Here is a 24,757-nt window from a genome sequence, read left to right as displayed (position 1 = left end):
CGCCCCGGCGTGCTGGGCAGCCGCGCCGAAACGCCGGGAGTTGGAGATGGATGGTCCTGGTGCTCGACCGGATCAATCACCCGGTCCGCAACCTGTCACGGCGTCGCCACCGGCGCCCAGATCACGTCGTCGATCCTCTGCGCTCCCGTCGCCAGCATGACCAGCCGGTCGAAGCCTAGGGCCGAGCCGCAGGCCTGCGGCATGATCGCCAAGGCCGCGAGGAAATCCTCGTCGAGCGGATAGCGCTCGCCATAGATGCGCTCTTTCTCGTCCATCTCGGTAACGAAGCGGCGACGCTGCTCGGCCGCATCCGTCAGTTCGCCAAAGGCGTTGGCAAGCTCGACGCCACAGCAATAGAGCTCGAAGCGCTCGGCGACGCGCGGATCCTGCGCGCTCGGCCGGGCAAGGGCCGCTTCGGAAATCGGATAGCCACAGAGGATGGTCGCCCGCCCCTGCCCCAGGACCGGCTCGATTTTCTCCACCATCACCCGGCTGAACAGGTCGGCCCAATTGTCGTCGGGCGCGGTGCGCATTCCGGCGCTGACCAACGCCGCATGTAGCCCGTCGCGATCCGTGGTCCCGTCGGCGGAGACGGTCGCCAGAACGTCAATGCCGGCATATCGGGTAAAGGCCTCAGCTACGCTCAGCCGTTCCGGCTCGGCGAAGGGGTCAGCCTCACGGCCACGGAAACGGAAGCTCTTGGCGCCGGCTTTTTCCGCGGCGAGCGCCAGGAATTCGGCGCAGTCGGCCATGAGGCGCTCGTAGGTTTCGCCGACGCGATACCATTCGAGCATGGTGAACTCGGGGTGGTGCAGCGGCCCGCGCTCGCGGTTGCGCCAGACGGCACCGAGGCTGAAGATGCGCTCCTCACCGGCGGCGAGCAGCTTCTTGCAGGCGAATTCCGGCGAGGTGTGGAGATAGAGCGGCCGGCGCGACGCGTCGGGTCCGATGACTTCGGTGGCAAAGGCGGCGAGATGCGCCTCGTTACCGGGCGAGACCTGCAACGCCGAGGTCGTCACCTCGATGAAATCGCGTGTCGAGAACCAGCCGCGCAGCGCCGCGGCGATGGCGTTGCGCGCCATCAGGCGTGGCCGGCGGTCGGCATGGATATGCGGCGTCCACCAGGGCGAAGCGGCGGTCATGGGCAGGAAAATCGCGCGCAAGGCTGGCGGTTCGGCGCAAGATGCGCTAGGGCGCACGCGATGGCCGCCGTCGCCGCTTCGCGGAAATCGACGCTCGCAGGCCGAAAAACTCGAACGGGATCGAATATCGTGGTCAAGGTCATCGCCAGCTCCTTACGCAAAGGCAACGTCGTCGATAAGGACGGCAAGCTCTATGTCATCCTCTTTGCCGAAAACATCCACCCTGGCAAGGGTACGCCGGTGACCCAGCTCGACATGCGCCGCATCGGCGACGGGGTGAAGATCTCGGAACGTTACCGCACGACCGAAATGGTCGAGCGCGCCTATGTCGAGGAGCGCGAGCACACCTTCCTCTATTCCGACGGCGAAGGATTTCACTTCATGAATCCGGAAAGCTATGACCAGGTCGTGGCCTCGGAAGGCGTCGTCGGCGACTTCGCGCCCTATTTGCAAGAAGGAATGGCCGTGCAGCTGGCGCAGTTCAACGGCGTGCCGATCTCGCTGGTGCTGCCGCAGCGCGCCACTTTCGAGGTGGTCGACACCGAGCCGGTCACCAAGGGCCAGACGGCGTCGTCCTCCTATAAGCCGGCCGTGCTTTCGAACGGCGTGCGCACGACCGTGCCGCCGCACATCTCCGCCGGTACGCGTATCGTTGTGATGACCGCCGACGGTTCCTATGTCGAGCGCGCCAAGGACTGAGAGTCCGGGGGTTCAGTGGCCTATGCCTGGCTCGCCTGTAACCAGGCGGGCCGACCGTCAGCATGGAACGTCCATCGGATTCTGATCACGAAGGTCGCATTTGGCGGGTTTGATCGGACCTCACCGCGCGCCCCCCCACGGGAGGGCCAATGTCGGCTAGCTCAAGTCCGAAAGAGACTGCGCAGGCGAAGCCACAGCCGGGGGCGATCGACTGGCGGTTCGGCGCCCATCTCACTGGATACAGCCTCGCTGGGCGGCAGCAGATAGAGCCATGCCAGCATCTCATTGGCCTCGCCGCAGCATGGCCCTGCAATGCCGGCCGAAAGGATGCTCAGCGCTTCCCCGCGCGAAAATGTCGTGGGTGCAATCGGCGCATCAGCCCTCTCATGCATGCTTACTCTCCATGATTGGCGGCGGCAGCGACGCTCGGGTTTTCGAGCGACGCGAGATAGGTGGCGCACCTCACCTCATGGACATCAGGTCCGTCATGAGGCCGACCCCGACGACGAACTTCGGCGCAGGCGGCTCCGGACAGCCGATATCCCTCAACTCATGGGGCGACAGGTCCGCCAGCGCCCTGCGTCCTGCGATGCTGCGCCGCCATGCCACGAAGGCGGCGACTGCCGCAGCGACGGTGCTTGATGCTATCCCAAGCAGCCGGCGTTTCGACGCGCCGGTCTTCGCGTGAGCTTCCGTGTGTGCCATTTCGCTTCTCCCGTTCCAGATTACGGCCGGAGCTTGTCACACGGGCGATCTGCAATTGTTCAGCCAGGCGTGAACCATTGGGGGAAGCCCGGCGGACCGCCGTTAAATCCGCGTTAAATCGACCGGCGAAGATGCTATTCTGTCGGCGCGTTCGAATTTCGGAGGGCGTCGTGCGCATCCGGTTGCTTGGCGGTCTCGAAGTGACTTCCGCAGAGGGTCAGCCTGTCCGCTTCGCAACGCGCAAATCGGCGCTGCTTTTTGCCGCCCTGGTCCTGGCGGGACGCCGCGGCCACCGCCGCGAAACGCTCTCTGAAGGGTTCTGGCCCGGACGGGGCGACGCGCAGTCGCGAAACAGCCTGCGTCAGGCCCTAGCAGACATCAGGCGATGGTTTCCCGCCGCCGGCAATGCGGCCATTTCCATCGACGGGGATCAGGAAACGGTTGCGTTGACGGCCGGTCCGGACGAAGCCGATATCTGGCTCTTCGAGCGCAAGCTCGCTGAAGGCGGGACGGCGGAGCTAGCCTTTGCCGCCGACCTCTACCGTGGCGATCTGCTTGCGGGCGAAGTCATTCCCGACGGTCTGGATGAATGGTTCGGCCCGTACCAGGTGAGATACCGGCAAAAGGCGCAGCAATTGGCGGAGCGCCTGAGCCTCGCGGCCCCCGAATCCGCATCCGCGGCCGAAACTGCCTGCGAACGATTGGCGGAAAGGCTGCTTGCCTCGGATCCGACCGCGGAGCCGGCGCATCGGGCATTGATGCGCATCCACGCCGCGAGGGGCCACGAAAACGCGGCCTTGCGCCAGTTCGAGACCTGCCGTGCGCTGCTGAAGAAGCATCTGGGCTTGGAACCCGAGGCACAGACGCAATCGTTGGCGGCGTCGCTGCAAATGCGGGGCGGAGATCGCCGGTCCGCGCCCACACACGACGCCGCCCAACCTGCACAGCCTGTCGCCAGTCCGGCAAGGCCGCACGACCAGCCTTCCGTGGCGGTGATGCCTTTCGACAATCTTGGCGGGGCGGATGATGAGTATTTTGCCGACGGCGTTGTCGAGGAGGTCACCGCCGCGCTTTCGCGTATCCGGAACTTCTTCGTCATCGCGCGCCAGTCCACCTTCACCTACAAGGGCCGCTTCGTCGACGTGCGCGAGGTCGGCAAGGAACTCGGCGTGAATTATGTCGTCGAGGGCACCGTTCGGCGGGGCGGCGACCGGCTGCGCATTTCCGTGCAACTGGTCGATGCCGAGACGCGGACACAATTATGGTCCGAGCGCTACGAGGGCGCGGCCGAGGACGTCTTCGAATTCCAGGACAGGATCGCGGCACAGGTGGCGGGCGCCATCCACCCGGCCATCCGCGGCGCCGAGATCGAGCTTGCCAGGCGCAAGCCGCCAACCAGCCTGCGGGCCTATGATTTCGTCATGCGCGCCTATCCGAACATTTGGGGCCGCCGCAAGGACACCAACGACCAGGCAATAGAGCTGCTCAAGAAAGCGATCGCCATCGATCCGGCCTATGGCCGCGCGCATGCGCTCCTGGCGTGGTGCCACGCCTCGAACGCCGTGTTTCTGTGGGCCGAGCAGCCGGAAAGGGAGCTGGAAAAGGCGGTCGCGGCGGTCGAGGCTGCCGGCTCGATCGGCGATGATCCAACCGCGTTGACCGCCGCTGGCGCGGCCTTGAGCATGGGCGGTGATCAGGAGCGCGCCGCCACCTTTATCGAAAAGGCGCTCGCGCTTGATCCGAACAATGCGTGGGCATGGGCGCGCCGTGGCTGGATCGCGATCTATAGGGGTGAAGCCGGCCTGGCGCAGGACCGGTTCCAGCGAGCGATGGCGCTGAGCCCGATGGATCCGTTCGCGTTCGCCGTGAGACTGGGAATGGGCTATGCCTTGGCAAAGACGGGCTCCCTTTCCCAGGCCGTCGCGATGGCTCGTGAGGTCATTGCCGCCCACCCCGACATCATCACGTCCTATCGATACCTCGCCGCCTGGTCGGCGATGAACGGCGACCTGGAGACTGCCCGCTGGGCCGCGCAAAAGCTCATGGCCGCCCAGCCGAGTTTCACGATCGAGCGATTCCGGTCGCTGCCTGTCTTCCACAACACCCCGGGATGGGCAAACAAGGTGGCCGAAGGCTTGAAGCTGGCGGGATTGCCCGAGCGCTGACCATCAGTTTGGCCACACTATCAGGCGGCCATTTCCACCGGCAGGCCGGCGGCCTTCCATTCCGGCATTCCGTCCTCGACGCGGCGCGCAGCAAGGGCTGCACGACCGCCCCTCCGGGTTCATCGGCAGGGGGAGCGGTCCGGTTTGTGGGCTCCTAACAGGCGACGGCCGTCAACTCGCGCAATCCTGCGCCTAGCCTCCACTACCGAAGCTGCTCTTTACCTTCCGATTTGCGACGCTGCCGACATCAGCTCCTGAGTGTTCGGGGCGCCGAATAGCCCGCCATCGAGTACCTCGTTGGAAGTCCAGCGAACCACGCCATCGCGGTCCAGCAAGAACTGACCGACGAGCTGCCCAACGCCGGTGGCCATCATCTGCTGATCCGCTTCCGTGATATCGTAGCCGTCCTTCTTGTTCAGATATTCGAGCGCCGCAAACGGGTCCATCGGCTCCGGCATCTCGCCCGGCAAGTCGACCCGCATCGACTTCACATCGCTCATCGAAACCTTTTGCGGCCACGCGCTCTCGTCTTCGGTGATCTGCATGTTCGGCAATCCAAAGGCGCGGTGTGAAGTCCGCTCCGGATCGGATGCCGCGAGCAGGCCGAGCATCGGGTGGTACCGCAGATAGAGGCGCGCCCGCTCAATGGGCGTGTTGACCACTGTCAGACTTTCGATGCCCTTCTCGTTGAGGGCTGGGGCAAGTTGCGAAAGCATGGCGATTTGGCGCCTGCAAAAAGGACAATGGAGGCCTCGATACAGTCCAACCAGCACTGGCTTCTCGCCTCGGAAGTCGTCGATGGCGATCTTGCCCTCGCGAGTAATCGCGTCGAGCACGACATTGGGCGCCGTTTCGCCAAGTTGCAGCGGGCCAGTGTTGAGACGTTCTGACATGCTGATCCTCCTCGCGCGTCAATCCACAACGGATGTGCGGGCGGGTGGCTTGAGCCATGTGCGGCACATACGTCCTTGGGCATGCTGAAATGGCGGTCGGCCTTAGGACGGCGTCGATAGTCAATTTATAGCACGCAGAGGGCGGACGCCAGTTTCTTACGGAGGGCAACGCTTTTACACTAGATCGCGCCCACGAGCCGAGCAGGCTCTTAATACCCAGGCGCGCCAAGGTCTGGAAATGCCCGACCGCTTGTGACCGAGCGTTACAGTGTAAGCAACGGCAGCCTGCCGAGAAAGACCCTGAGCGCCCTTAACGGCGAACAGCGCTTTGGTCGCAAGCAGAACGGTAGTCTTTCGAGGATCTGGCTCGATTGCGGCCGGTCCAGTTCCGCTCCCCACTCGAGGCATTCGCCATGTTGTAACCAAGCGTCTGCAATTGGCGCTCAGAGGAACCTCGGCCAACAAGCATTCCGTGCCATCTAATCTTTTGGCCACGATGTCAGCCAACCACTTCCACCGGGAGGCCTGCGGCCTTCCATTCCGGCATGCCGTCCTCCAGTCGACGCGCCGCATGCCCAAGCGAGCGCAGTGCGGCCACCGCCTCGAAAGACATCACGCACCACGGACCGCGGCAATAGGCGACGACTTCCCTGCAGGCATCGGCGTCGGCTGACCAGGCCTTGACCTGTCCCAGCGGGACATTGATCGCGCCAGGCACATGGCCGAGTGCGAACTCGTCCGCCGGGCGGACGTCGATCAGTGTCACCAGCCCGTCGCGCATCAGCGCCTGAAGTTCGTCCCGACTTACGGGCCGCATGTCGTCGCGCGCGTCGAAATAGCCGCGCACGATGCGGTCGACCTCGGCAAGCTGCCGTTCGGCAACGCTGCGCACGGCGGCGAAGGCCGACAGCACGCTCGCATCGGCCAGCGAGTAATGCACGAATTTGCCGTCCCGCTCGGCCACGACGATGCCGGCTCGGCGCAGCGCCTGCAGATGCTGGGAGATGTTGGCGACCGGCTGGCCGAGCTTGGCGGCAAGCGCCTCGACGCTGCGCGCGCCCTGCGCCAGATGCTCGATCATCTCCAGGCGCAGCGGGTGCCCGAGCGCCTTGGCGACGACCGCGAACTGCTCGTAAAGCGCCTGCTTCGGATTGCGGATTGACATCGGTCCTTCTACGACGCATCGTCATTCAATGGAATGATTGAATGATAGTTTCGGCGCACTGTCAAGCTGGGCGGCCCATCCGCTCAGCCGTCCGTTCGGAGGAAAAGCGATGATTCTCAGGCAGTTCCTGCACACCGACCCGGTTGCCGCTTCCTACCTGTTCGGTTGCGGCGGCAAGGCGTCCGCGGCGGTCGTCGACCCGGTCGGCGACATCGCGCCCTATGTCGAGGCGGCACGCGCGACAGGCATGCGCATCCTCTACGTCGTCGACACGCATATCCACGCCGACCACATCTCGGCGGGGCGAACGCTGGCCGAGGCGACCAGCGCCGAATACGTGCTGTTCGAAGGCGCCGAAGCGGGCTTCCCGTTCCGGCGCGCGAAGGACGGCGAGGTGCTGGAACTCGGCAATGTCACGGCGACGGTGATGCACACGCCGGGCCATACGCCGGAGCATCTCAGCCTCCTGGTCACCGACCGGACCCGATCGCCCGAGCCCTGGTTCGTGCTCACCGGACACACGCTGATGGTCGGCGATCTCGGCCGCACCGAACTTGCCTCCAGCGCCGAGGACGGGGCGCGCGCGCTCTATGCCAGCGTGAGCCGGCTGAAGGAATTGCCCGACCATATCGAGGTGCTGCCCGGCGCCTATTCGGGCTCGGTCTGCGGCCGCTCGCTGAGCGGCAAGCCGACATCGACGATCGGTTTCGAGCGGCGCTTCAACAAGGCCTTCCGCATCGAGGACGAGTGTGAGTTCGTCGCCGTCATGACGGCCGACATCCCTCCCCCGCCGCCCGAGGCCGCACGCACGCGCGCCGTCAACGCCGGAGCAAAATCTTGAGCGCAGCGGCATCCGCCGTGGCGCTCGGCCTCAAGGCCAACTGGAAGCAGTTTTCGCTCCTGGTGCTGATCAACGCCTTCGTCGGCGGCATGGTCGGCATCGAGCGGACAGTCGTGCCACTGATCGGCGCGGAGGAATTCGGCGTCGCCTCGACCACCTTGGTCGTCTCATTCATCGTCAGCTTCGGCGTGGTCAAGGCTTGCGCCAACCTCGTCTCCGGCCAGCTTGCCGATAGATGGGGCCGCAAGGACGTGCTGATCCTGGGCTGGCTTTTCGGCCTGCCGGTGCCGTTCATCATCATCTGGGCGCCAAGCTGGGGCTGGATCGTCGCCGCGAACGCGCTGCTCGGCATCAACCAGGGCTTCGCTTGGTCGATGACGGTGATCATGAAGGTCGACCTGGTCGGACCGAAATCGCGCGGGCTCGCCGTCGGCCTCAACGAGTTCGCCGGCTATCTCGCCGTCGGCGTCACCGCCTTCCTCACCGGCTATCTGGCGAGCCGCTACGGGCTGCGCCCGGTGCCGATCTATCTCGGCGTCGGCTACGCGATCGTCGGCGCCGCGCTGTCGATCCTGCTCGTGCGCGACACGCGCGAGCATGTGCGGCTGGAACTGGCCAATCATCCGAAAGCGGCTTCGACGCTCTCCTTCCGCGAGATATTCGTGCTGACCTCCTTCGGTGACCGCAATCTGTTCGCCGCCTCGCAGGCCGGGCTGGTGAACAATCTGAATGACGGGATGAGCTGGGGGCTGTTTCCGCTGTTCTTCGTCGCCAACGGGCTCGGCATCGAGCGCATCGGCATCCTCAAGGCCGTCTATCCGGCCGTTTGGGGCGTCTTCCAGGTGGCGACCGGACCGTTGAGCGACCGCTGGGGCCGCAAGGGGCTGATCGCGGCCGGCATGTGGGTGCAGGCGGCGGGGCTTCTCACCACCGCCATGACGCGCGACTTCGGCTGGTGGCTGCTGGCCAGCGTGCTGCTCGGCCTCGGCACGGCGATGGTCTATCCGAGCCTGATCGCGGCGGTATCGGACGCATCGCATCCCTCCTGGCGGGCGCGCTCGCTCAGCGTCTACCGCTTCTGGCGCGACCTCGGCTACGCGATCGGTGCATTGTCCGCCGGCCTGATCGCCGATTTCTTCGGCTTCGTCGCGGCGATAGCAGTGATCGCGGCGCTGACCTTCCTGTCGGGCGCGATCGTCGCGGTGGCGATGCGCGAGCCGCGCAGCGCCGGGCCGGTTAAGGCATCAGGTCACGGTTGACGCGAGCCCTGAGAAGAGACCGCGTTTACGTTAATGGAAGCCTGATGCTGCGCCGGGTTTGCCCGTCCGCTACAATTTGGACAGCTACATTCCCTCGAGATCGCGTATGAGCAGCCCGAACCGCATGCCGTGGGTGGACACGGCAAAAGGCCTTTCCATCATCCTGGTGGTGATGATGTATGCCGCCTACAACACTGGCGAATACACCAACGACATCGGCTTCCTGCACTACGCCATCGGCTTCGCGACACCGTTCCGCATGCCGGAATTCTTCCTGATCTCGGGCCTGTTCCTGTCGCAGGTGATCGACCGGCCGTGGCGGCGCTATGTCGACCGGCGCGTCGTCCACTATCTCTATTTCTACGTGCTGTGGGCGGTGATCTCGATCGGGCTGAAGATCGGCATCTTCAGCGGCGATCCCGCCGGCATGCTACACGACCTCGCAATGGCCACGGTCGAGCCCTATGGCGTGTTGTGGTTCATCTACATGCTGGCGGTCTTCGGCATCGTCATACGCGTGCTGCGCGAATTCAAGGTGCCGCACTGGGTCGTCATCCCGCTCGCCGCCGCGCTGCAGATGTGGGCGCCGAAGCCGGACAGCTACGCGCTGGAGCAGTTCGCGGCCTATTTCGTGTTCTTCTATCTCGGCTTCGTCTTGGCGCCGCTGGTGTTCCGACTGGTCGCGTGGACGCAGGCGCGGCCGGCGATGACCACGGCTGGCCTGCTTGCCTGGGCGCTCGTCAACTGCCTGCTCGTCTATTCGCCCGGCTATGCCTTGCAGCCGGTCGGCATGCAGATGGGCCTGGCGGCCTGGCCGCCGCTGCATCTGGCGCTAGCCGTTGCCGGCGCGGTGGCGCTTTGCGTTGCCGGCGGCTTCCTGTCGAAATTCGCTTCGATGGAATGGCTGCGCTGGCTGGGCGAGCATTCGCTGGTCGTCTATGTCGCCTTCACCATCCCGATGTCGCTCTTCCGCGGCGCCGCGATGGCAAGCGGCCTTCTGACCGACACCGGCATGCTGAGCTTCGCGGTTTTGCTCGTCTCGGTCATCAGCCCGGTGCTGCTCTATTTCATCGTCAAGCGGATCGGCTTCGGGACGTTTCTGTTCGAGCGGCCGGCCTGGGCGCATATAGACGGGCCGACTACCACCAAGGTTTCCGGCAAAGCCATGTCGCGTCCGGTGCGCGAGGCGGCCTGATCGGCCAGCGGTTACTTGCCGGCATCATATCCCGGACGGCGCACGGCGCGGACCTTGCCGCTGCCGCCGCCGCCGCAAAAGAAGCAGCCGGCGCCATCGGATTCCAGCCCCGACACGCCCGTTCCGGCCGGCATCTCAAGCGTTTGCAGCACCTCGCCGGTCTTAGGATCGATGCGGCGGATATCGCTCTCCTCGCCTTCCCAGGTGCCGTGCCAGAGCTCGCCATCCACCCAGGTGACGCCGGTGACGACGCGGTTGGATTCGATGGTGCGGATGATCTTGCCGGTCTCGGGATCGATCTGATGGATGCTGCGGGCGCGGTGCTGGCCGACCCAGAGCGAGCCTTCGGCCCAGGCCAGGCCGGAATCGCCGCCATGTCCCGGCGCCGGGATGGTGGCGACGATCTTGCCGGTGCCAGGGTCGATCTTGTGGATGCGGTCCTCGGCGATCTGGTAGAGGTGCTTGCCGTCGAAGGCGGTGCCGGCATGCGAAGCGACATCGATCGACTTCACGATCATGCCGCTTTCGGGATCAAGCGCGTTCACCTTGTCGCCGTCGGCGAACCATACGCTCTTGCCGTCATAGGTGACGCCATTGACGCGCTCGGCGCCGGGGAACGGCCCGTATTCGCGCAGGATTTCGGCGGCTGCTTTTTTCATTTTCCAATCTCCATCAAAAACTGAACGATGTGGAGCAAGCTTTCGTTTTGCGCATGTCTTTTCCCCAAATCGGGGTCCACTTTCGGGAGACATGCTAAACGCCCGGCAGCGAACCCGGGAGTAACAACACAGTCGGGAATCCGGTCACCGGCGGCATCATCCAGCGGCGCGCCCGACCGCGGCCGACCGCCAGCACCTTGTCCTCGCCCGAGAGCTGCTCCAGAGCGCGCTGGACAGTACGTGCGCTGGCGCCAAGCGCGATCGCCAGCGCCGAGCTCGACCAGGACTCGCCGTCGGCCAGGAAAGCCAGCACCGCGCCGTGCTCGTCCTCGACCGGCGGCGCCAGCACGACGACCTCGGCGGCCTTCAGCGGCGTCAATGCAAAACCGGCGGCGGTCGCATTGATTTCGGCCAGCGCGGCGAGTTCGGCGCGCAGCCGCCCCATCTCGACCCTGAGCCGCGCGCGATGCGATTCATCGGCATGCCTTGCCCGGAAGGCTCGCCTCAGGAGAACTTCGCGCGAGGCATCCGCCGGCCAGGCCTCGGCAAGCGAGCGGGCCAGCGCAAACAGGACCGGCCGCGTCGCCAGCGAGATCACAGCATCGGCCTGGCGCACGACATTGCGGCAGGCATCGACGACCAGCGCGCCCGACGCCAGCAGCGCTTCGACCTCGTCGAGCATCAGCGGCTTTTCCACGCCCTTCCCGATGAGCCGTGCCACCGGCGTGCTCAGCACGAGCGACGCTGCCTCGACTTCCGCCTTCAGCGCGGGGATGTTGGCTTCGTACGCGGCAAGCGATGCCCGACCGAAGGCGGCGCGCGCCGGCTTCGTCCGCAGACGCCGGACCGCGATGCCGGCGGCAGCGAGTTCATGCGCGACGCGCGCGACCGGCGGCAGCGGCGCCGGATCGAAACCGGCCAGCAGGCGCTCGGCCTCGTCGAGCCGGCCGATCAGGATCAAGCGGCGCGCCTCGAGGCTGCCGGCATAGGCGGCGTTCAACCGGTCGCCATGCGTGGCGAGCGTCGCGCGGGCGGCGCGCAAGGCCTTCTCCGGCCAGCCGAGGTCGCGCGAGACCAGCGCGATCTCGGCCTCGGCGACGACGCAGCGCGCGCGGGCGACAGTCTCCCTCGGGCTGAAGGCGCGGGCGGCGTCCTTGAGCAGCGCCTTGGCCTTGGCGAAATCGCCGAGCTGCGCCATCGCGATGCCGCGCAGCGCCAGCGCCGGCGCGTCGTCGCGCAGCGCGACGCGCTTCAAGGCGCCGAGCGGATCGCCGGCGGCAAGCGCGCGGCCGGCGGCATTGATCAGCGAGTCCATGCCCTAGCCTCAGCCGCAGCAAATCGCGTCACACTTGTAACTCTCACCATCGAAGCATGCGGCCCTATGTCTGTCCCCGTCACCCCCAACCAAACCCAAGAACGGGACAAGAGCAATGACCCAACACTTGAAGACACCGCCGGTCGTTTCGCAGGACGCCTGGGAAGGCGCGTATGAAGAGATGCTGGTGAAGGAAAAGACCCTGACGCGGGCCCGCGACGCCTTGGCCGCCGAACGCCGCCGGATGCCGTGGATGGAAGTCAAGAAGGACTATGTCTTCGAAGGCCCGAACGGCAAGGTGAGCCTACTCGACCTCTTCGAAGGGCGCCGCCAGCTCGTCGTCTACCGCGCGTTCTTCGAGCCGGGCGTCTACGGCTGGCCGGAACATGCCTGCCGCGGCTGCTCGCTCGGCGCCGACCAGGTCGGCAACCTCGCCCATCTCAACGCCCGCGACACCACGCTTGCCTATGCCTCGCGCGCGCCGCAGGCCGACATCCAGCGGCTGAAGGAACGGATGGACTGGAAGATGCCCTGGTACACCATCACCGACAGCTGGGACAAGGATTTCGGCGTCGACGAATGGCACGGCCACAACGTCTTCATCCATGACGGCAAGCGCATCTTCCGCACCTACTTCGTCAACAACCGCGGCGACGAAGCGTTTGGCACGGTCTGGAGCTATCTCGACATCACGCCGCTCGGCCGCCAGGAGGTGTGGGAGGATTCGCCCGAGGGCTATCCGCAGACCCAGACCTACAAGTGGTGGAACTGGCACGACAATTACGATGCAGGCGCCGCGCCCGACCAGAGATGGGTCGAGGTGTCGGATGCCGGCGAAGCGGCGTTCCGCAACAAGGACGCCTGAGGATAAGGCGACTCCGGCGGCGCAACCCGCGCGCCGCCGGAGTCGATCGCATCGCCTTGTTCCCATGCTTGAAAACCTGACCGCTTCAGAAGGTGGCTATCATGAGCATCGACTCCCCTCGTCCGGCCGGCCTGAGCGGCTTCGGCCTCGCCGACTGGCTGTGCCTCGCCGCGGCGCCGACCTTTGCAACGATGGCACTGGTCACGGCTGCCTATGGTGGCCAGGACATGATGTGCATGCCCGGCCCCGGAGCCTCTGTGCTCAGCGGCATGGTGCCGATGTATCTTTTGATGGCAGCGTTCCACCTCGTGCCCTGGCTGCGGCTTGTTGCCAGACGAGAATGAGGTTTGACACGTACTCAAATGTACGCCGAACACGCCAAATGTCGGCACCGCCAAGCGGCATCAGGCCAGGAGCCGCCACATTCGCACACGACCTGTACCGCGCAATTCCGTTTCCTCGAGTGGCTCGCAGGCAAAATTTGGTCCAAGCAGTTTGTGAGTTCCATCCGAAATACGGATTTCATCGGGCTCCGCGGCCCTCTGAATGCGCGCGGCGAGATTGACGGTGTCGCCCCACAGGTCATAGACAAACCGCCTTTTGCCTATGACGCCCGCCACGATCGGTCCGGAGTGAATTCCAATCCTGAGACTTAGCGGTTCGCCCGCGAAGCGCTCGCGCCTGGCCGCCTCCCGCAGCTCAAGCGCATAGTGCGCAAGGGCTTGCGCATGATCGGATCGAGCGGTGGGCAGGCCAGCGACCACCATGACACAATCGCCGATGGTCTTGATCTTTTCGCAGCCATGTTGTTCCGAGAGCAGATCCGCCGCCTTGAAGAAGTAATTTAGAATAGCGAGCGTCGTCACTGCCCCGACGCTCCGCGCTCTTTCCGTAAAACTGACGATGTCAGCAAAAAGCACACTCACCTCCGCGTGGTTGTCCGCAATTTGCTCGTCCGCTTTCAGCCGCTCCGCGATCGATGCCGGAAGAATATTGAGGAGCAGTGATTCGGCGCGCCGGTATTCGCGCGACAGACCCTCCTGGCTCTCCCTCAATGCCTCGTTCGTCGCTTGCAGCTTCGCATTGAGTTGACGCTCCCTCTCCTGCAGGAGCGTCATTTCATAAGCCTTCTGCTGGAGCCGCTGCTGGTGGTCGCGTTCGGCAGTGGCGTCGAGAAAGACCAGCCACACCGAGCCGTCGTCGCCGAAGAAATGAAGGTCCGCGACACGCCCGCCGGGCAGTTCCATCATGGGCATATGGAATGGAAGCTCCGGGCAAGGCAGCAGCCCTTCCATGATTTCGAGCTGACCGGCGACGGGCTCGCCGGTGCCAAGCGACGTGAGCCCGTAATGCTCGAGGTTGCCGCCCTTCGCTTCTATGCATTGCCGGGCATCGATTTTCAGGTATGCGGCAAAGCGCTCATTGGAGAAGAAGTCGTATATCCAGCTTCTGACTTCTTTCGGCAATCTGGCCATGGTCTACTTGGCGACCATCGACGCAAGCTGACGAAACGCCTCTTCGACATGTTCGCCAGAAAGCGCGCTTGTCAGATAGACTTGCCATCCTCGTTGCTTCAGTTCGTCGATCTCGCCATCCGATATCGCCCACCGATCGGTCAGATCGGATTTGTTGAACAGCAATATGAACGGCATGGCGCCGAATTCGGCCTCGCACCGCTCGCGCAGCGTAAGCGCCACGCCGAGAGTGGCGGGCCGGGTTCCATCGACGACCAGCACGAGCCCGGTCGCACCCCGCACATAGCTGACGCGGAACGAGCCGATATCGTCTTCGCCGGCCAGATCCCACAAAATCAGGTCGACGGTCTTGTCGGGGAAGGCGACGCTCTTCTTGTCGATCTTCACGCCCACCGTGGTCAGGTAGTTTTCCGAGAAGATGCTTTGCACGAACCTGCGCACCAGGCTCGTCTTGCCGACAGCAAACCCGCCCAACATGCAGATCTTCTTTTGCAGCATCCTGGGCTCCGCCCTATTCCAGATTCACAGTAATCGAGACCCGGCGATTGGTGGAGCTCCCCGTTTGACTATTTTCGGGCACCGCCGGCTCAAAGGTGCCGGCGCCCCGAACCAAGAGCAGTTCCGGAGCGACGCCGCGCTTGTTGAGAAGCGCGCGAACTGTCTCGGCGCGGGCGGCGCTGATCGACGCGTTGGCCGTCTCACGGCCCGTTGTGTCCGAATGGCCGGTCAACATGAACCGCGCCGTCACGCCTGCCTTGCGGGCATTCTCGGCGAATTCCTTCAACTGATCAGCCAATCTGTCGAGTACCGGCGTCTGCTCCGGTCCCGGGACGACTCTGCCGGAAGAGAAGAAAATATCGGTCGTCTGGATGGCCTCTCTCAATTGATTCAGTTCCGCCAGGTTCAGCTCGCGCAGCTGCGAGACATCAAGAACCACTCCGTCCGCCGAAAGTTGTTCGGCGGCGGCCTGCGCCCGGCTGATCCAGCCGGCAGAAGCCTCGCCCACGACAACGATGCGACCCTGGATGATCGAAAGCCGAATCGTTTTCGGTGGGGACAGCGACGCCGTCAGCCGCTTCACCACGAACTTCGGATCGAGACTCTGATAGAATTGCCACTGTGAATGAACGCGGGCAGGATCAACCCCCGTTCCCGACAGCAAAGCTTGCGGGTCGGCGGCAAGAGGGTCTCTCAGACCGGAAATGTAGAAATGTCCGCCCCTCTCCGTTTGTTGAGCGACGATGATTCCCGGTTGGGCCTCAAGTCGCGACACATAATACTGCCAGTGCTCCGCCGCGCGTGCATCGGGGCTCACGTCACGAACCTTGGAGATGTCGAACTCCGGTCCGCCTGCTGAAAGCTGCCGAGCCGCTGCGCGTGCTCGATCTATCCAGGTGTCGGGAGCCTCTCCCTCGGCAACGATGCGGCCATTGACGATCGAAAGTCGTACCGTGTCCGGCGGATACAGCGACGCCGTCAGCCGCTTCAACACGAACACCGGCTCGAGGCTCTGATAGAATTGCCAGCTTGCATGAACGCGAGCGGGATCGACCTCCGTTCCCGACAACAGCGACTGCGGGTCGGCGGCAAGCGGGTCTCTCAGGCCGGTAATATAGAATTGGCCATCGCGCACATTCTGTTGGGCGACGATGATGCCAGGCTGGGTCTCCAGTCGCGACACATAGGCCTGCCAGCGCTCCTCGGGGCTCACGTCACGGACCCCGGAGATGTCGAAGACCGGTCCGCCAGCTGAAAGTTGCTGGGCGGCGACCCGAGCCCGGATGATCCACGCGGTGGTGGCCTCACCCGCGGCAACGATGCGATCGTCGACGACTGAAAGCCGCACCGAATCCGGCGGCGTCAGCGACGCCGTCAGCCGCTTCATCACGAACTGCGGCTCGAGGCTCTGGTAGAATTGCCAGCTTGCATGAACACGCGAGGGATCGACCTGCGTTTCGGCCAACAGCGATTGCGGGTCGGCGGCAAGCGGGTCTCTCAGACCGGTGATATAGAATTGGCCGTCGCGCACATTCTGATCGGCGACGACGATGCCAGGCTGGGTCTCCAGTCGCGACACATAGGCCTGCCAGCGCTCCTCGGCGCTCACGTCACGGACCCCGGAGATGTCGAAGACCGGTCCGCCTGCCGAAAGCTGCTGGGCAGCGGCCCGCGCCCGGTTGATCCACGTGGTGGTGGCCTCACCCTCGGCAACGATGCGACCGTTGGCGACCGAAAGGCGTACCGAATCCGGCGGCGCCAGCGACGCCGTCAGCCGCTTCAACACGAACACCGGCTCGAGGCTCTGATAGAATTGCCAGTTTGAATGAACACGAGCGGGATCGACCTCTGTCCCAGACAACAGCGACTGCGGGTCGACGGCAAGCGGGTCTCTCAGGCCGGCAATGTAGAACTGGCCGCCGCGAATTTTCTGTTCGGAAACGACGATCCCCGGCTGCGTCGCCAGTCGCGACAGATAGGTCTGCCAGCGCTGCCCGGCTTGCCAGGAAAGAAAGAACCAGCCGCCCGCCACGGTCAAAACCAGCAGGGCTGCCGTCACCACCAGCCACGGAAATCCCTCTTTCGAATCCATGTGCTGCAGTTCGACGCAGGTCTGCAACTGCGTCTCCACGCCGGGCAACTGGGAACTGTCGCCGTCGAACCGCTCGAGGGCCCGCGAGGATTCTTGATGGATGCGAAGCAGTACATCGCGAATGACTTCATGCAGTTCCTCCGGGGGATTTCCCCGGATCACCGCAACCAAGGTCGCAAACTGTCCGACTTCCGACCAAAGGCGAAGCTCCCCGAACCGAATGGTGTCGAGGCCGCTATTTTCCTTCTCGTTGAAGGAGTCCCTCACAAAATCCTGGATCGCGCTCAGCATCGAGGAAATCAGTTGAGGGTCTTCGCTGGTTGCGTCTTGGGAAGTTACATGCGCGATCAGCAGCCCGGAAGCGCGGCTGATGAGAAAGACATGTTCCACGCGATAGATAAGAGAATGCTTGAGAACAACCGCCGAGAAGCTTGTCCCCGTTCGCCAGGCTTCAAACCTCCACTTCAATCCATGCCATGTAAATATATGCCTTAGAGACTCATTCAACGACTGGAAGGTCTGGTCGATCTTCTCGCCGATCGACTTGCGAATGGCCGGCAGAAACACCGGATACAATATATCCGTTAGCGTGTTCGGGTTCTTCTGGATGGATCGCTGCGCGGCCCTCTCGACGGCCGGGGCAAGGGCCTCGCCAAGTTGCGCATGGGACGCACGCGCAGTTGCTTCGGGCAGAACGTTGCCCACCGCGGTGGCAAGCTGCTCGGGTTCGTCGAGCAGGTGCGTAACGCGTGACAGCTCCGAGATTTCGACGCCGACGAGCAACTGGCGGAGTCTTTCCAGCCGATGGTCGGCGGCTGGAACTCCTTCGTAAAGGGCATGGTTGTCCGGATCGACGTTCCGGGCAATTTCCACCAAAAGGCGGGCCAAAGCCTCGCGATCAATTCCGGTATCGTTCGAAGCTTGTCTTTGAGGTAGGCTGATTGGTTCGACGCTCGACGTCAAGTTCCGATCAACTCACTTTCCAGCCACGCTCCGAATTGCCCTTGCTGCCGACGGGATCCTGGTTGAGACATTTCGCGACCTCGACGAACAGGCCGGCCAGAAGATTCCGGTCGGTCTTGACGTTGCTGAGGTCGGAAAAGATCTTCTCCATCAGCATTTGAGCGCTTTCGTTCTTCTGCTTGATCTCCTCGCGCAGCAGATGGTCGCTTCTGTTCATGCGATCCGCGATTTCGCGCTCGAGCTCGCTCAATTGATCCGACAACGCGCGCACCTGCTTTTCGAGCGCCTGGTTCTGATCGCGAAGATTGCGGTCGATCTCCTTGTCGGCCTCGGCGCGCGCATCCTTTTCGTTGCGCAACTGCGTCGCCAGCGAGTCAACCTGCTTCTTGGCGTTCGACTCGTAGGTTTCAAGATTGCGCTTGGCTTCGGACTCGACATCCTTGAAGCGTTGCAGGAACCGCTCTTCAAGCTTGGAGAAGCGGCGGTCGTAATCCTGCATCTGATTGCCGAACAAAAGGTCGCGTATCTTGTCGACACCAGGAGCATCACCGCCTGCCCCGCCCTCGCGAGCCTGGGAGGCCATGAAGTTCAGGCCATTTCCCTCTGCATTACCTATCAGATTTACGTCCGCTTTACTCGCAGCGGCATTCGAAGGTTCCTTAGCCATCCTGACACCCCACTTGCCGGACTAAATTAGAAAACAGTAAATCATGTCAGACAAATACCCGACCCGCAAGCCGGAAACCGAGCCGATTCGGGTGCCCCTTGTTCGTCTTTGGACTAGCCAAGCACAGTTGGGATAAGGACCTCGGCGTCGATGAATGGCACGGCCACAACGTCGTCATCCACAACGGCAACCGCATCTTCTGCACCACTTCGTCGACAAACCGCGGCGACGAAGCGTTTGGCACCGTGTGGAGCTATCTCGGCGTCACCCCGCTCGGCCGCCAATGGACAGTCCGCATGTCGCCGACTCCGCGCTGCGGTGAAAATCCGTCAATTCGTAGGCGAATGGCCGCATTTGCCAATCCTGCCAAAATCGAAAGTCCGACCCGCTGCCTCTCCGGGTCTTGACGAAAACAGGCGCGCCTGTTTGAGACTCGGGCGCGAATGGGGACATTTGCTCCAGGGGGATGAGCAAGCGGTGGGCAAGCAGTGAAGCGCGTTTTACGAATGCTTGCCGCTCTGATCATGGCGTCCGGCGTGACCGGGTGCACCAGCATTTCCTATTATGCGCAGTCATTGGAGGGCCATGTTGAGATCATGGCGGCGCGCAAAGATGTTGCAAAGTTGATCCATGATCCATCGACGCCAAAGGCATTGCGTGCCAAGTTGACCTCGGCAAGCGCCATCCGTCGCTTTGCCACCGAAGAACTGGCGCTGCCCGACAACAGCAGCTACCGCAGCTATGTCGACATCGGTCGGGACAATGTGACCTTGGCCGTCTTCGCCGCGCCGCAGTTCTCGCTCACGCCGATAACATGGTGCTTTCCGGTCTTCGGCTGCGTTCCCTACCGGGGTTACTTTTCGCGGAAAGACGCGATTGCCAGCGCCGCCGAACTGCAGCGGCAGGGGCTGGACGTTTATGTGTCGGGCGTTACCGCATATTCCACTTTGGGCTGGTTCAGCGACCCGTTGCTCAGCACCATGCTTCGCCAGGACGACACCTATATCGCCAGCCTCGTCTTTCATGAACTGGCGCATCAGAAAGTCTATGTGAACAACGACTCCGCGTTCAACGAGGCTTTCGCGGTTTCCGTCGAAACCACCGGCACCAGGAAATGGCTGCACGCCACCGGCAATCGCGCCGGATTGCGCGGCTACGAAGCCGATCGCAAGCGCAGGGCGGATTTTCTCGCACTGATAGCGAAAACCCGGGAAGAGCTGAAACAGGTCTATGGAAGCCCGCGCAGCCCGGCGCAGATGGCCGCCGCCAAAGCAGCCACCATCGACAGGCTGCGGATGCGCTACCGGCAAATGCGCGACAGGCGCTGGGGCGGATACCGCGGATACGACGCCTGGTTCGACAGCCCGATCAACAACGCAAAGCTCGCCGCGACCGCCGTCTACGGCGAACAGGTTCCGGCGTTTCTCCGCTTGTTCGAGTTGTGCTCCGGCGACTATCCACGGTTCTACGCTTCGGTTCGACGGATCGGAAATTTGCCCGGACCTGCCCGAGCGGAAGCGCTCGAGGCCACAGCGACCTGTCATTGACCATTCCGGAGGCTGCGCGGACGCATGCTGGACAATTATGGGGTGGACAGGTTCGGCGTGATCCACCAGATCGACTTCACGCCGATCAAGTACGACAAAAAATACATTTCCTATTACGAGGACCTGAGCGACCGGACCATCAAGCTCGGCTATCAGCGGCTTGGCTGGGTGCTTGGCATCACCGGCGAGATCCCTCGGTCCGTGCTGGAGATCGGATATGGCACTGGCACATTCATCGAGGCCGCCAAGATAACCGGCGTCGCCGATTGCGCCGGCTGCGACATCGCTGAATTTCCCCTGCCGAAGGGCGTCCGCTTCGTCGATTGGGAAGAGGCGCTCGCCGGCGCGTGGGATCTGGTCGCCATGTTCGACGTGCTCGAGCACATCCCGGATTTGAGTTTCCTATCCCGCCTTCAGGCCCGCCACCTGGCCGTCGCCGTCCCTTACTGCCGCTGGCGCGAGCTCGGCGCCGACGGCGACACATGGTTCGCCAAGTGGCGCATGCGCCTGCCCAACGAGCACCTGCACCATTTCGACCGTAGCTCGCTGGTGGCACTGCTTACGCATTACGGCTTCGAATGCGTGACGCTGAACTGTTTCGAGGACGGGATCAGGCTGCGCCCCGGCGAAGCGGGTCCGAATATCCTGTCGGGCTTCTTCAGGAAGCTGTAGGCCAGCGGCTCCGCGTCTTGCGCGGCGGACCGCCGTACGGACGCACTGACTGAATCAGGCGCTTCGGTGACGCAAAACGTCCACCAGCAGGGACAAGGCCGGCGACGTGTGCCGCCGGCTCGGATAGTAGAGGTGATAACCTGGGAAGTAAGGACACCAGTCCTCCAGCACCCTGACGAGCCGCCCCGTGTCGACGTAGGGAAGAACCTGGTCCTCGGGCATATAGGCGACCCCCAGGCCATCCAGAGCCGAACTCAGGCGCATGCCCAGATTGTTGAACACCAGCTGACCGTCGCCGCGTACCTTAACTTCCCGGCCGTGCTTCTCCAAACCCCACGGAAACAGTCCGCCATGGGTCGGCATCCGCATGTTGATGCATTTGTGCGCAGCGAGGTCGTGCGGCGTTTCCGGCGCGGGAAAGCGCGAGAAATATGCCGGTGAGCCGACGACCGCCATGCGGATGTCCGGCCCTATGCGGACCGCCACCATGTCCTTCGCCACCTGCTCGCCCATGCGCACGCCGGCATCGTAACCCTCCGCGACAATATCGGTCAGGCCGTAGTCAACGATGATTTCCACTTGCACATCTGGATGATCCGGCAGGAAGCGCTTCAGAGCGGGTTGCAGTACGGAGATTGCCGGGTGCTCGCCGGCTGTGATGCGCACCGTTCCGGCGGGTTTCTCGCGTAGTTCGTTCAAGGTAGCCAGTTCGGCTTCGATCTCTTCGAAGCGGGGCGCCAGCGTGCGCAACAGGCGCTCGCCGGCCTCGGTGGGCGCAACACTGCGCGTGGTCCGCATCAGAAGCCGCAGCCCGACACGCTCCTCGAGATTGCGGATGGTCTGACTGAGCGCCGAAGGCGATACGCCAAGCTTGGCCGCGGCGCGGGTGAAGCTCCGTTCGCGGGCCACGGATGCGAACGTAGCCAGATCGTTGAAGTTCTGCATGGCTTATTTATTAGCCCACCTAACAAGATCATGCAGACTATAGCAACTTATCGCAAAGTGGCGCAGCCCCTATCTTCGTCGCGTGTTCCCCAGACTCCTCTGATCATGATGGAAGGATCCGCAGATATGGCAAGCGAAGCTATCTTGAGAATGGGGCGCCGCGGCTTCCTGGGCGCGACCGGCAGTCTCGCGGCGATGCCATTTCTCGCCGGCGCCGGCTCGCAGGTCATGGCCCAACAGGCTGAAGCCCCAAACATCGCGGGCGCGGCATCCGTGAGCGGGCGGCGCAAGCTCGCCTCGCTGGAGGTTTCCAGCATCGGCCTCGGCGTCCAGAACATGAGCCGGACCTATCAGACGATCATTCCGCCGCGGCCGGAAATGATCAAAATCATTCGCACGGCTTTCGACCGCGGCGTCACCTTCTTCGACGCAGCCGAGGCTTACGGCCCCCACGAGGTGGAACGCATCCTCGGCGAAGGCATCGCGCCATTCCGCGATAGCGTCGTGATTACATCGAAATTTGGCTGGAACATCGATCTGGAAACCGGGGAGCGGCGCCCGGGGCTGAACAGCCGCCCGGACCACGTCAAGCTTGCCGTCGAGGGTATGCTCAAACGCCTGCGCACCGACCGGATCGATTTGCTCTACCAGCACCGCGTTGATCCTGAAGTGCCAATTGAGGATGTCGCCGGTGCGGTCAAGGACCTGATGGCTGAGGGCAAGGTCCTGCATTGGGGCCTGTCCGAGATGGGTCTGAAGACACTGCGCCGCGCGCATGCCGCGCTGCCGGTCACGGCGGTCCAGAGCGAATATTCGATGTTGTGGCGCGGCCCGGAACAAGAGGTTCTGCCGCTATGCATGGAACTCGGCATCGGCTTCGTGCCCTGGAGCCCGCTTGGCGTGGGGTTCCTGACCGGCGCCATCGACGCGAATACGCGCTTCGCGGAAGGTGATATCCGCAGGTTGGAGACGCGCTTTGCGCCGGACAACCTGCCGCAAAACCTGGCCCTGGTGAACCTGCTCAAGAGCTGGGCCGAGCGGAAGCAGGCCACGCCGGCGCAAATGGCGCTGGCTTGGCTAATGGCACAGAGGCCGTGGATCGTGCCCATTCCCGGCACGACACAGATGCCGCACCTGATCGACAATATTGGCGCCACCGCGGTCCAGTTCACGCCGGATGAACTTGCGGAATTCGATACTTCTCTGGGAGCGATCCAGACGAAAGGTGCACGCCTGCCTGAAAGCGTCCAGGTGTTCTCGGGCGTGGAAGCGCCGGAGAAGGCCTGACCCGCACCAACAAATCCAAAAGGAACACTGCCATGAAAATCAGAAAACTCGGAGACCTCCAGGTCTCCGCTCTCGGCCTCGGCTGCATGAGCATGAGCTCCGCCTACGGGCCACCCGCCGATAGGGTGGAGATGATCAAACTGATCCGCGCCGCCCATGATCGCGGCGTCACCTTGTTCGACACGGCCGAAGCCTACGGCCCCTTCGTCAACGAGGAACTCGTCGGCGAGGCGCTAGCTCCCATTCGCGACGAGGTGGTGATCGCCACCAAGTTCGGCTTCGACATCGATCTGAAGACAGGCGCCCGCACCGGCGGCACCAACAGCCAGCCCAAGCACGTCAAGCAGGTGGCGGAGGCCAGCCTCAAGCGCCTGAAGACCGACCGCATCGATATCTTCTACCAGCATCGCGTCGACCCGAACATGCCGATTGAGGACGTGGCAGGCGCCGTCAAGGACTTGATCGCCGAAGGCAAGGTCAAGCATTGGGGGCTTTCCGAAGCAGGAGGCCAGACCATCCGCGGCGCCCATGCGGTGCAGCCGTTGACGGCGATACAGAGTGAATACTCGCTGTTCTACCGCGGCGCCGAAGCCGAAGTCCTGCCGCTCTGCCAGGAGCTCGGCATCGGCTTCGTTCCGTTCAGTCCGCTGGGGGCTGGGTTCTTGACCGGCAAGATCGACGAGAACACGAAGTTCGATCCGTCCGACTTCCGCAACAACGTGCCACGCTTCTCGCCCGAGGCACGCAAGGCGAACATGGCTCTGGTCGAGGTCGTCAAGGATGTGGCCGGGCGCAAGGGTGTCACAGCCGCCCAGGTCGCGCTGGCCTGGCTGCTCGCGCAAAAGCCCTGGGTCGTGCCGATCCCCGGCACCACCAAACTGCACCGTCTCGAGGAGAACCTCGGCGCGGTCGACGTCGCGCTCTCCCCGCAAGACCTGCGGGAACTCGCCGACGCCCTGGCCGAGATCGAGGTGCGGGGCGAACGTCTGCCCGAGGCCGCGCTCAAGATGACCGGACTCTGATCGGAGTTGCACCGTGACCGATGCCGACAACCCGACCAGGCGAAAAATCCTCATGTCATCGTTGCTGTTGCCGCTCGCGGCCAGTGGCGCGACTTCAGTCGCGTCCGCCGACGCCGCGCCGCTCGGGGAAAGCAGATCCCTGGTGGCTTACTTCTCGCGCAGCGGCAACACCCGTGTCATCGCGGGCCTGCTCAGCCGGACCCTGCCGGCGGACCTGTTCGAGGTCGCGCCGGCGACACCATATCCGGCCGACTATTCCGCGACCGTCGAGCAGGCGCGGCAGGAACGCGATCGCGGCGACCGGCCGCCTCTCAAGGAGAGCCTCCCAGGCATTGCAGCCTATGCGACGGTGTTTCTGGGATTCCCGATTTGGGGCGAGACCGCGCCGCCTGTCATTCGCTCCTTCCTCGTCGCCCACGACCTTGCGGGCAAGACCGTCATTCCTTTCATCACGCATGGCGGATATGGCCTCGGCAACAGCCTGGCCGTCGTGGCCAGCCATGCTCCTCGAGCAAGCCTGGCAGAGGGGTTTTCGATGCAGGCTCCTCAGGAACGCCAAACCGTCGAGCGGGTCACGCGGTGGCTGGACACGCTCAGCGTCAAATAGTTTGCCGGCTTTGCCCCAGCATAGCGCTGCCGGCTTTGCGCCGAGAGGCAGGCTCTTCCTATTGAGCTAGCATCGTCCC

At 63.6% G+C, this 24,757-nt stretch carries 25 protein-coding genes; 13 read left to right on the top strand and 12 right to left on the bottom strand.

Going from position 1 to position 24,757, the window contains the following annotated elements; all coding sequences use genetic code 11:
• Positions 1-95: 95 nt before the first annotated feature.
• On the bottom strand, positions 96-1,142 hold the full coding sequence (gene epmA / locus DPM33_RS13725; RefSeq protein ID WP_112098053.1) for an EF-P lysine aminoacylase EpmA: 1,047 nt from the start codon (positions 1,140-1,142) through the stop codon (positions 96-98).
• 129 nt (positions 1,143-1,271) lie between these two features.
• On the opposite strand from epmA, the gene efp reads away from it, so the two are divergent.
• Complete coding sequence (gene efp, locus DPM33_RS13720; protein WP_208648397.1) at positions 1,272-1,841, top strand: elongation factor P; 570 nt, start codon at positions 1,272-1,274, stop codon at positions 1,839-1,841.
• Between the two features lie 161 nt (positions 1,842-2,002).
• On the opposite strand, the gene DPM33_RS36225 is transcribed toward efp, so the two are convergent.
• Positions 2,003-2,233 (bottom strand): hypothetical protein, encoded by a 231-nt coding sequence (locus DPM33_RS36225; protein WP_112097966.1) that lies wholly within the window; start codon positions 2,231-2,233, stop codon positions 2,003-2,005.
• Positions 2,234-2,303: 70 nt separating this feature from the next.
• Complete coding sequence (locus DPM33_RS13710; protein WP_112097965.1) at positions 2,304-2,546, bottom strand: DUF1127 domain-containing protein; 243 nt, start codon at positions 2,544-2,546, stop codon at positions 2,304-2,306.
• Positions 2,547-2,716: 170 nt separating this feature from the next.
• On the opposite strand from DPM33_RS13710, the gene DPM33_RS13705 reads away from it, so the two are divergent.
• Positions 2,717-4,711, top strand: a complete 1,995-nt coding sequence (locus DPM33_RS13705; RefSeq protein WP_245442138.1) for a BTAD domain-containing putative transcriptional regulator — start codon at positions 2,717-2,719, stop codon at positions 4,709-4,711.
• A gap of 218 nt (positions 4,712-4,929) precedes the next feature.
• Here the strand turns inward: DPM33_RS13705 and DPM33_RS13700 are convergent, their stop codons facing one another.
• Both DPM33_RS13700 and DPM33_RS13695 read right to left on the bottom strand, forming a co-directional pair.
• Positions 4,930-5,604 carry a peroxiredoxin-like family protein gene (locus DPM33_RS13700; RefSeq protein WP_112097963.1) on the bottom strand — a complete coding sequence of 225 codons (675 nt, stop codon included), beginning with the start codon at positions 5,602-5,604 and terminating at the stop codon, positions 4,930-4,932.
• 499 nt (positions 5,605-6,103) lie between these two features.
• Entirely contained in the window at positions 6,104-6,769 is a 666-nt protein-coding gene (locus tag DPM33_RS13695; RefSeq protein ID WP_112097962.1) for an ArsR/SmtB family transcription factor, read from the bottom strand.
• Positions 6,770-6,878: 109 nt separating this feature from the next.
• On the opposite strand from DPM33_RS13695, the gene DPM33_RS13690 reads away from it, so the two are divergent.
• The 3 genes from DPM33_RS13690 to DPM33_RS13680 all read left to right on the top strand — a co-directional run bounded on the left by DPM33_RS13690 (position 6,879) and on the right by DPM33_RS13680 (position 10,064).
• Entirely contained in the window at positions 6,879-7,610 is a 732-nt protein-coding gene (locus DPM33_RS13690) for an MBL fold metallo-hydrolase (RefSeq protein WP_112097961.1), read from the top strand.
• Entirely contained in the window at positions 7,607-8,869 is a 1,263-nt protein-coding gene (locus tag DPM33_RS13685; RefSeq protein WP_245442136.1) for an MFS transporter, read from the top strand. The genes DPM33_RS13690 and DPM33_RS13685 overlap by 4 nt, the downstream gene beginning before the upstream one ends.
• 106 nt (positions 8,870-8,975) lie before the next feature.
• Positions 8,976-10,064 (top strand): acyltransferase family protein, encoded by a 1,089-nt coding sequence (locus DPM33_RS13680; protein WP_112097959.1) that lies wholly within the window; start codon positions 8,976-8,978, stop codon positions 10,062-10,064.
• 11 nt (positions 10,065-10,075) lie between these two features.
• On the opposite strand, the gene DPM33_RS13675 is transcribed toward DPM33_RS13680, so the two are convergent.
• Positions 10,076-10,723, bottom strand: a complete 648-nt coding sequence (locus DPM33_RS13675; RefSeq protein ID WP_112097958.1) for a Vgb family protein — start codon at positions 10,721-10,723, stop codon at positions 10,076-10,078.
• Between the two features lie 94 nt (positions 10,724-10,817).
• Positions 10,818-12,038 carry a helix-turn-helix domain-containing protein gene (locus DPM33_RS13670; RefSeq protein ID WP_112097957.1) on the bottom strand — a complete coding sequence of 407 codons (1,221 nt, stop codon included), beginning with the start codon at positions 12,036-12,038 and terminating at the stop codon, positions 10,818-10,820.
• A 115-nt stretch (positions 12,039-12,153) separates the two neighbouring features.
• On the opposite strand from DPM33_RS13670, the gene DPM33_RS13665 reads away from it, so the two are divergent.
• Positions 12,154-12,903 (top strand): DUF899 domain-containing protein, encoded by a 750-nt coding sequence (locus tag DPM33_RS13665; RefSeq protein WP_112097956.1) that lies wholly within the window; start codon positions 12,154-12,156, stop codon positions 12,901-12,903.
• A 101-nt stretch (positions 12,904-13,004) separates the two neighbouring features.
• Complete coding sequence (locus DPM33_RS13660; RefSeq protein WP_112097955.1) at positions 13,005-13,247, top strand: hypothetical protein; 243 nt, start codon at positions 13,005-13,007, stop codon at positions 13,245-13,247.
• Between the two features lie 60 nt (positions 13,248-13,307).
• On the opposite strand, the gene DPM33_RS13655 is transcribed toward DPM33_RS13660, so the two are convergent.
• The 4 genes from DPM33_RS13655 to DPM33_RS13640 are packed head-to-tail and all read right to left on the bottom strand — an operon-like array spanning position 13,308 to position 18,514.
• Entirely contained in the window at positions 13,308-14,378 is a 1,071-nt protein-coding gene (locus DPM33_RS13655; protein WP_112097954.1) for an adenylate/guanylate cyclase domain-containing protein, read from the bottom strand.
• Between the two features lie 3 nt (positions 14,379-14,381).
• Entirely contained in the window at positions 14,382-14,876 is a 495-nt protein-coding gene (locus DPM33_RS13650) for a Rab family GTPase (protein ID WP_112097953.1), read from the bottom strand.
• A 13-nt stretch (positions 14,877-14,889) separates the two neighbouring features.
• Positions 14,890-17,931, bottom strand: coding sequence for an OmpA family protein (locus DPM33_RS13645; RefSeq protein ID WP_112097952.1), 3,042 nt, complete (start codon positions 17,929-17,931; stop codon positions 14,890-14,892).
• A 7-nt stretch (positions 17,932-17,938) separates the two neighbouring features.
• Positions 17,939-18,514 carry a coiled-coil domain-containing protein gene (locus tag DPM33_RS13640; protein WP_245442134.1) on the bottom strand — a complete coding sequence of 192 codons (576 nt, stop codon included), beginning with the start codon at positions 18,512-18,514 and terminating at the stop codon, positions 17,939-17,941.
• A gap of 182 nt (positions 18,515-18,696) precedes the next feature.
• Between DPM33_RS13640 and DPM33_RS37745 the strand changes: the two genes are divergently transcribed.
• The 3 genes from DPM33_RS37745 (at position 18,697) to DPM33_RS13625 (ending at position 20,817) form a co-directional block, all read left to right on the top strand.
• Complete coding sequence (locus DPM33_RS37745) at positions 18,697-19,005, top strand: DUF899 family protein (protein ID WP_112097950.1); 309 nt, start codon at positions 18,697-18,699, stop codon at positions 19,003-19,005.
• 117 nt (positions 19,006-19,122) lie between these two features.
• On the top strand, positions 19,123-20,145 hold the full coding sequence (locus DPM33_RS13630) for an aminopeptidase (RefSeq protein WP_245442133.1): 1,023 nt from the start codon (positions 19,123-19,125) through the stop codon (positions 20,143-20,145).
• Between the two features lie 24 nt (positions 20,146-20,169).
• Positions 20,170-20,817: a class I SAM-dependent methyltransferase gene (locus DPM33_RS13625; RefSeq protein ID WP_112097948.1), complete on the top strand. Its 648-nt coding sequence runs from the start codon at positions 20,170-20,172 to the stop codon at positions 20,815-20,817.
• 54 nt (positions 20,818-20,871) lie between these two features.
• Here DPM33_RS13625 and DPM33_RS13620 read toward each other — a convergent pair whose 3' ends face one another.
• The gene (locus tag DPM33_RS13620; protein ID WP_112097947.1) at positions 20,872-21,762 is read right to left on the bottom strand and encodes a LysR family transcriptional regulator; all 891 of its coding nucleotides are present in this window, start codon (positions 21,760-21,762) and stop codon (positions 20,872-20,874) included.
• A 126-nt stretch (positions 21,763-21,888) separates the two neighbouring features.
• Between DPM33_RS13620 and DPM33_RS13615 the strand changes: the two genes are divergently transcribed.
• From DPM33_RS13615 to DPM33_RS13605, 3 genes are read left to right on the top strand one after another with little or no spacing between them, the layout of a single operon-like run.
• Positions 21,889-23,049: an aldo/keto reductase gene (locus tag DPM33_RS13615; protein ID WP_112097946.1), complete on the top strand. Its 1,161-nt coding sequence runs from the start codon at positions 21,889-21,891 to the stop codon at positions 23,047-23,049.
• Between the two features lie 32 nt (positions 23,050-23,081).
• Positions 23,082-24,071: an aldo/keto reductase gene (locus DPM33_RS13610; protein ID WP_112097945.1), complete on the top strand. Its 990-nt coding sequence runs from the start codon at positions 23,082-23,084 to the stop codon at positions 24,069-24,071.
• 13 nt (positions 24,072-24,084) lie between these two features.
• Positions 24,085-24,678: a flavodoxin gene (locus tag DPM33_RS13605; RefSeq protein ID WP_112097944.1), complete on the top strand. Its 594-nt coding sequence runs from the start codon at positions 24,085-24,087 to the stop codon at positions 24,676-24,678.
• Positions 24,679-24,757 lie beyond the last annotated feature (79 nt).

Source organism: Mesorhizobium hawassense (assembly GCF_003289945.1).
Lineage (GTDB): Bacteria > Pseudomonadota > Alphaproteobacteria > Rhizobiales > Rhizobiaceae > Mesorhizobium > Mesorhizobium hawassense.
The sequence above is the reverse complement of the archived record's forward strand: the minus strand, read 5'-3'. Positions and strand labels throughout refer to the sequence as shown.

Coding starts and splice junctions, on each gene's coding strand:
- epmA (WP_112098053.1), bottom strand. CDS start 1,142: ATGACCGCCGCTTCGCCCTGGTGGACGCCGCATATCCATGCCGACCGC.
- DPM33_RS36225 (WP_112097966.1), bottom strand. CDS start 2,233: ATGCATGAGAGGGCTGATGCGCCGATTGCACCCACGACATTTTCGCGC.
- DPM33_RS13710 (WP_112097965.1), bottom strand. CDS start 2,546: ATGGCACACACGGAAGCTCACGCGAAGACCGGCGCGTCGAAACGCCGG.
- DPM33_RS13700 (WP_112097963.1), bottom strand. CDS start 5,604: ATGTCAGAACGTCTCAACACTGGCCCGCTGCAACTTGGCGAAACGGCG.
- DPM33_RS13695 (WP_112097962.1), bottom strand. CDS start 6,769: ATGTCAATCCGCAATCCGAAGCAGGCGCTTTACGAGCAGTTCGCGGTC.
- DPM33_RS13690 (WP_112097961.1), top strand. CDS start 6,879: ATGATTCTCAGGCAGTTCCTGCACACCGACCCGGTTGCCGCTTCCTAC.
- DPM33_RS13680 (WP_112097959.1), top strand. CDS start 8,976: ATGAGCAGCCCGAACCGCATGCCGTGGGTGGACACGGCAAAAGGCCTT.
- DPM33_RS13675 (WP_112097958.1), bottom strand. CDS start 10,723: ATGAAAAAAGCAGCCGCCGAAATCCTGCGCGAATACGGGCCGTTCCCC.
- DPM33_RS13670 (WP_112097957.1), bottom strand. CDS start 12,038: ATGGACTCGCTGATCAATGCCGCCGGCCGCGCGCTTGCCGCCGGCGAT.
- DPM33_RS13665 (WP_112097956.1), top strand. CDS start 12,154: ATGACCCAACACTTGAAGACACCGCCGGTCGTTTCGCAGGACGCCTGG.
- DPM33_RS13660 (WP_112097955.1), top strand. CDS start 13,005: ATGAGCATCGACTCCCCTCGTCCGGCCGGCCTGAGCGGCTTCGGCCTC.
- DPM33_RS13655 (WP_112097954.1), bottom strand. CDS start 14,378: ATGGCCAGATTGCCGAAAGAAGTCAGAAGCTGGATATACGACTTCTTC.
- DPM33_RS13650 (WP_112097953.1), bottom strand. CDS start 14,876: ATGCTGCAAAAGAAGATCTGCATGTTGGGCGGGTTTGCTGTCGGCAAG.
- DPM33_RS13640 (WP_245442134.1), bottom strand. CDS start 18,514: ATGGCCTCCCAGGCTCGCGAGGGCGGGGCAGGCGGTGATGCTCCTGGT.
- DPM33_RS13630 (WP_245442133.1), top strand. CDS start 19,123: ATGGCGTCCGGCGTGACCGGGTGCACCAGCATTTCCTATTATGCGCAG.
- DPM33_RS13625 (WP_112097948.1), top strand. CDS start 20,170: ATGCTGGACAATTATGGGGTGGACAGGTTCGGCGTGATCCACCAGATC.
- DPM33_RS13620 (WP_112097947.1), bottom strand. CDS start 21,762: ATGCAGAACTTCAACGATCTGGCTACGTTCGCATCCGTGGCCCGCGAA.
- DPM33_RS13615 (WP_112097946.1), top strand. CDS start 21,889: ATGGCAAGCGAAGCTATCTTGAGAATGGGGCGCCGCGGCTTCCTGGGC.
- DPM33_RS13610 (WP_112097945.1), top strand. CDS start 23,082: ATGAAAATCAGAAAACTCGGAGACCTCCAGGTCTCCGCTCTCGGCCTC.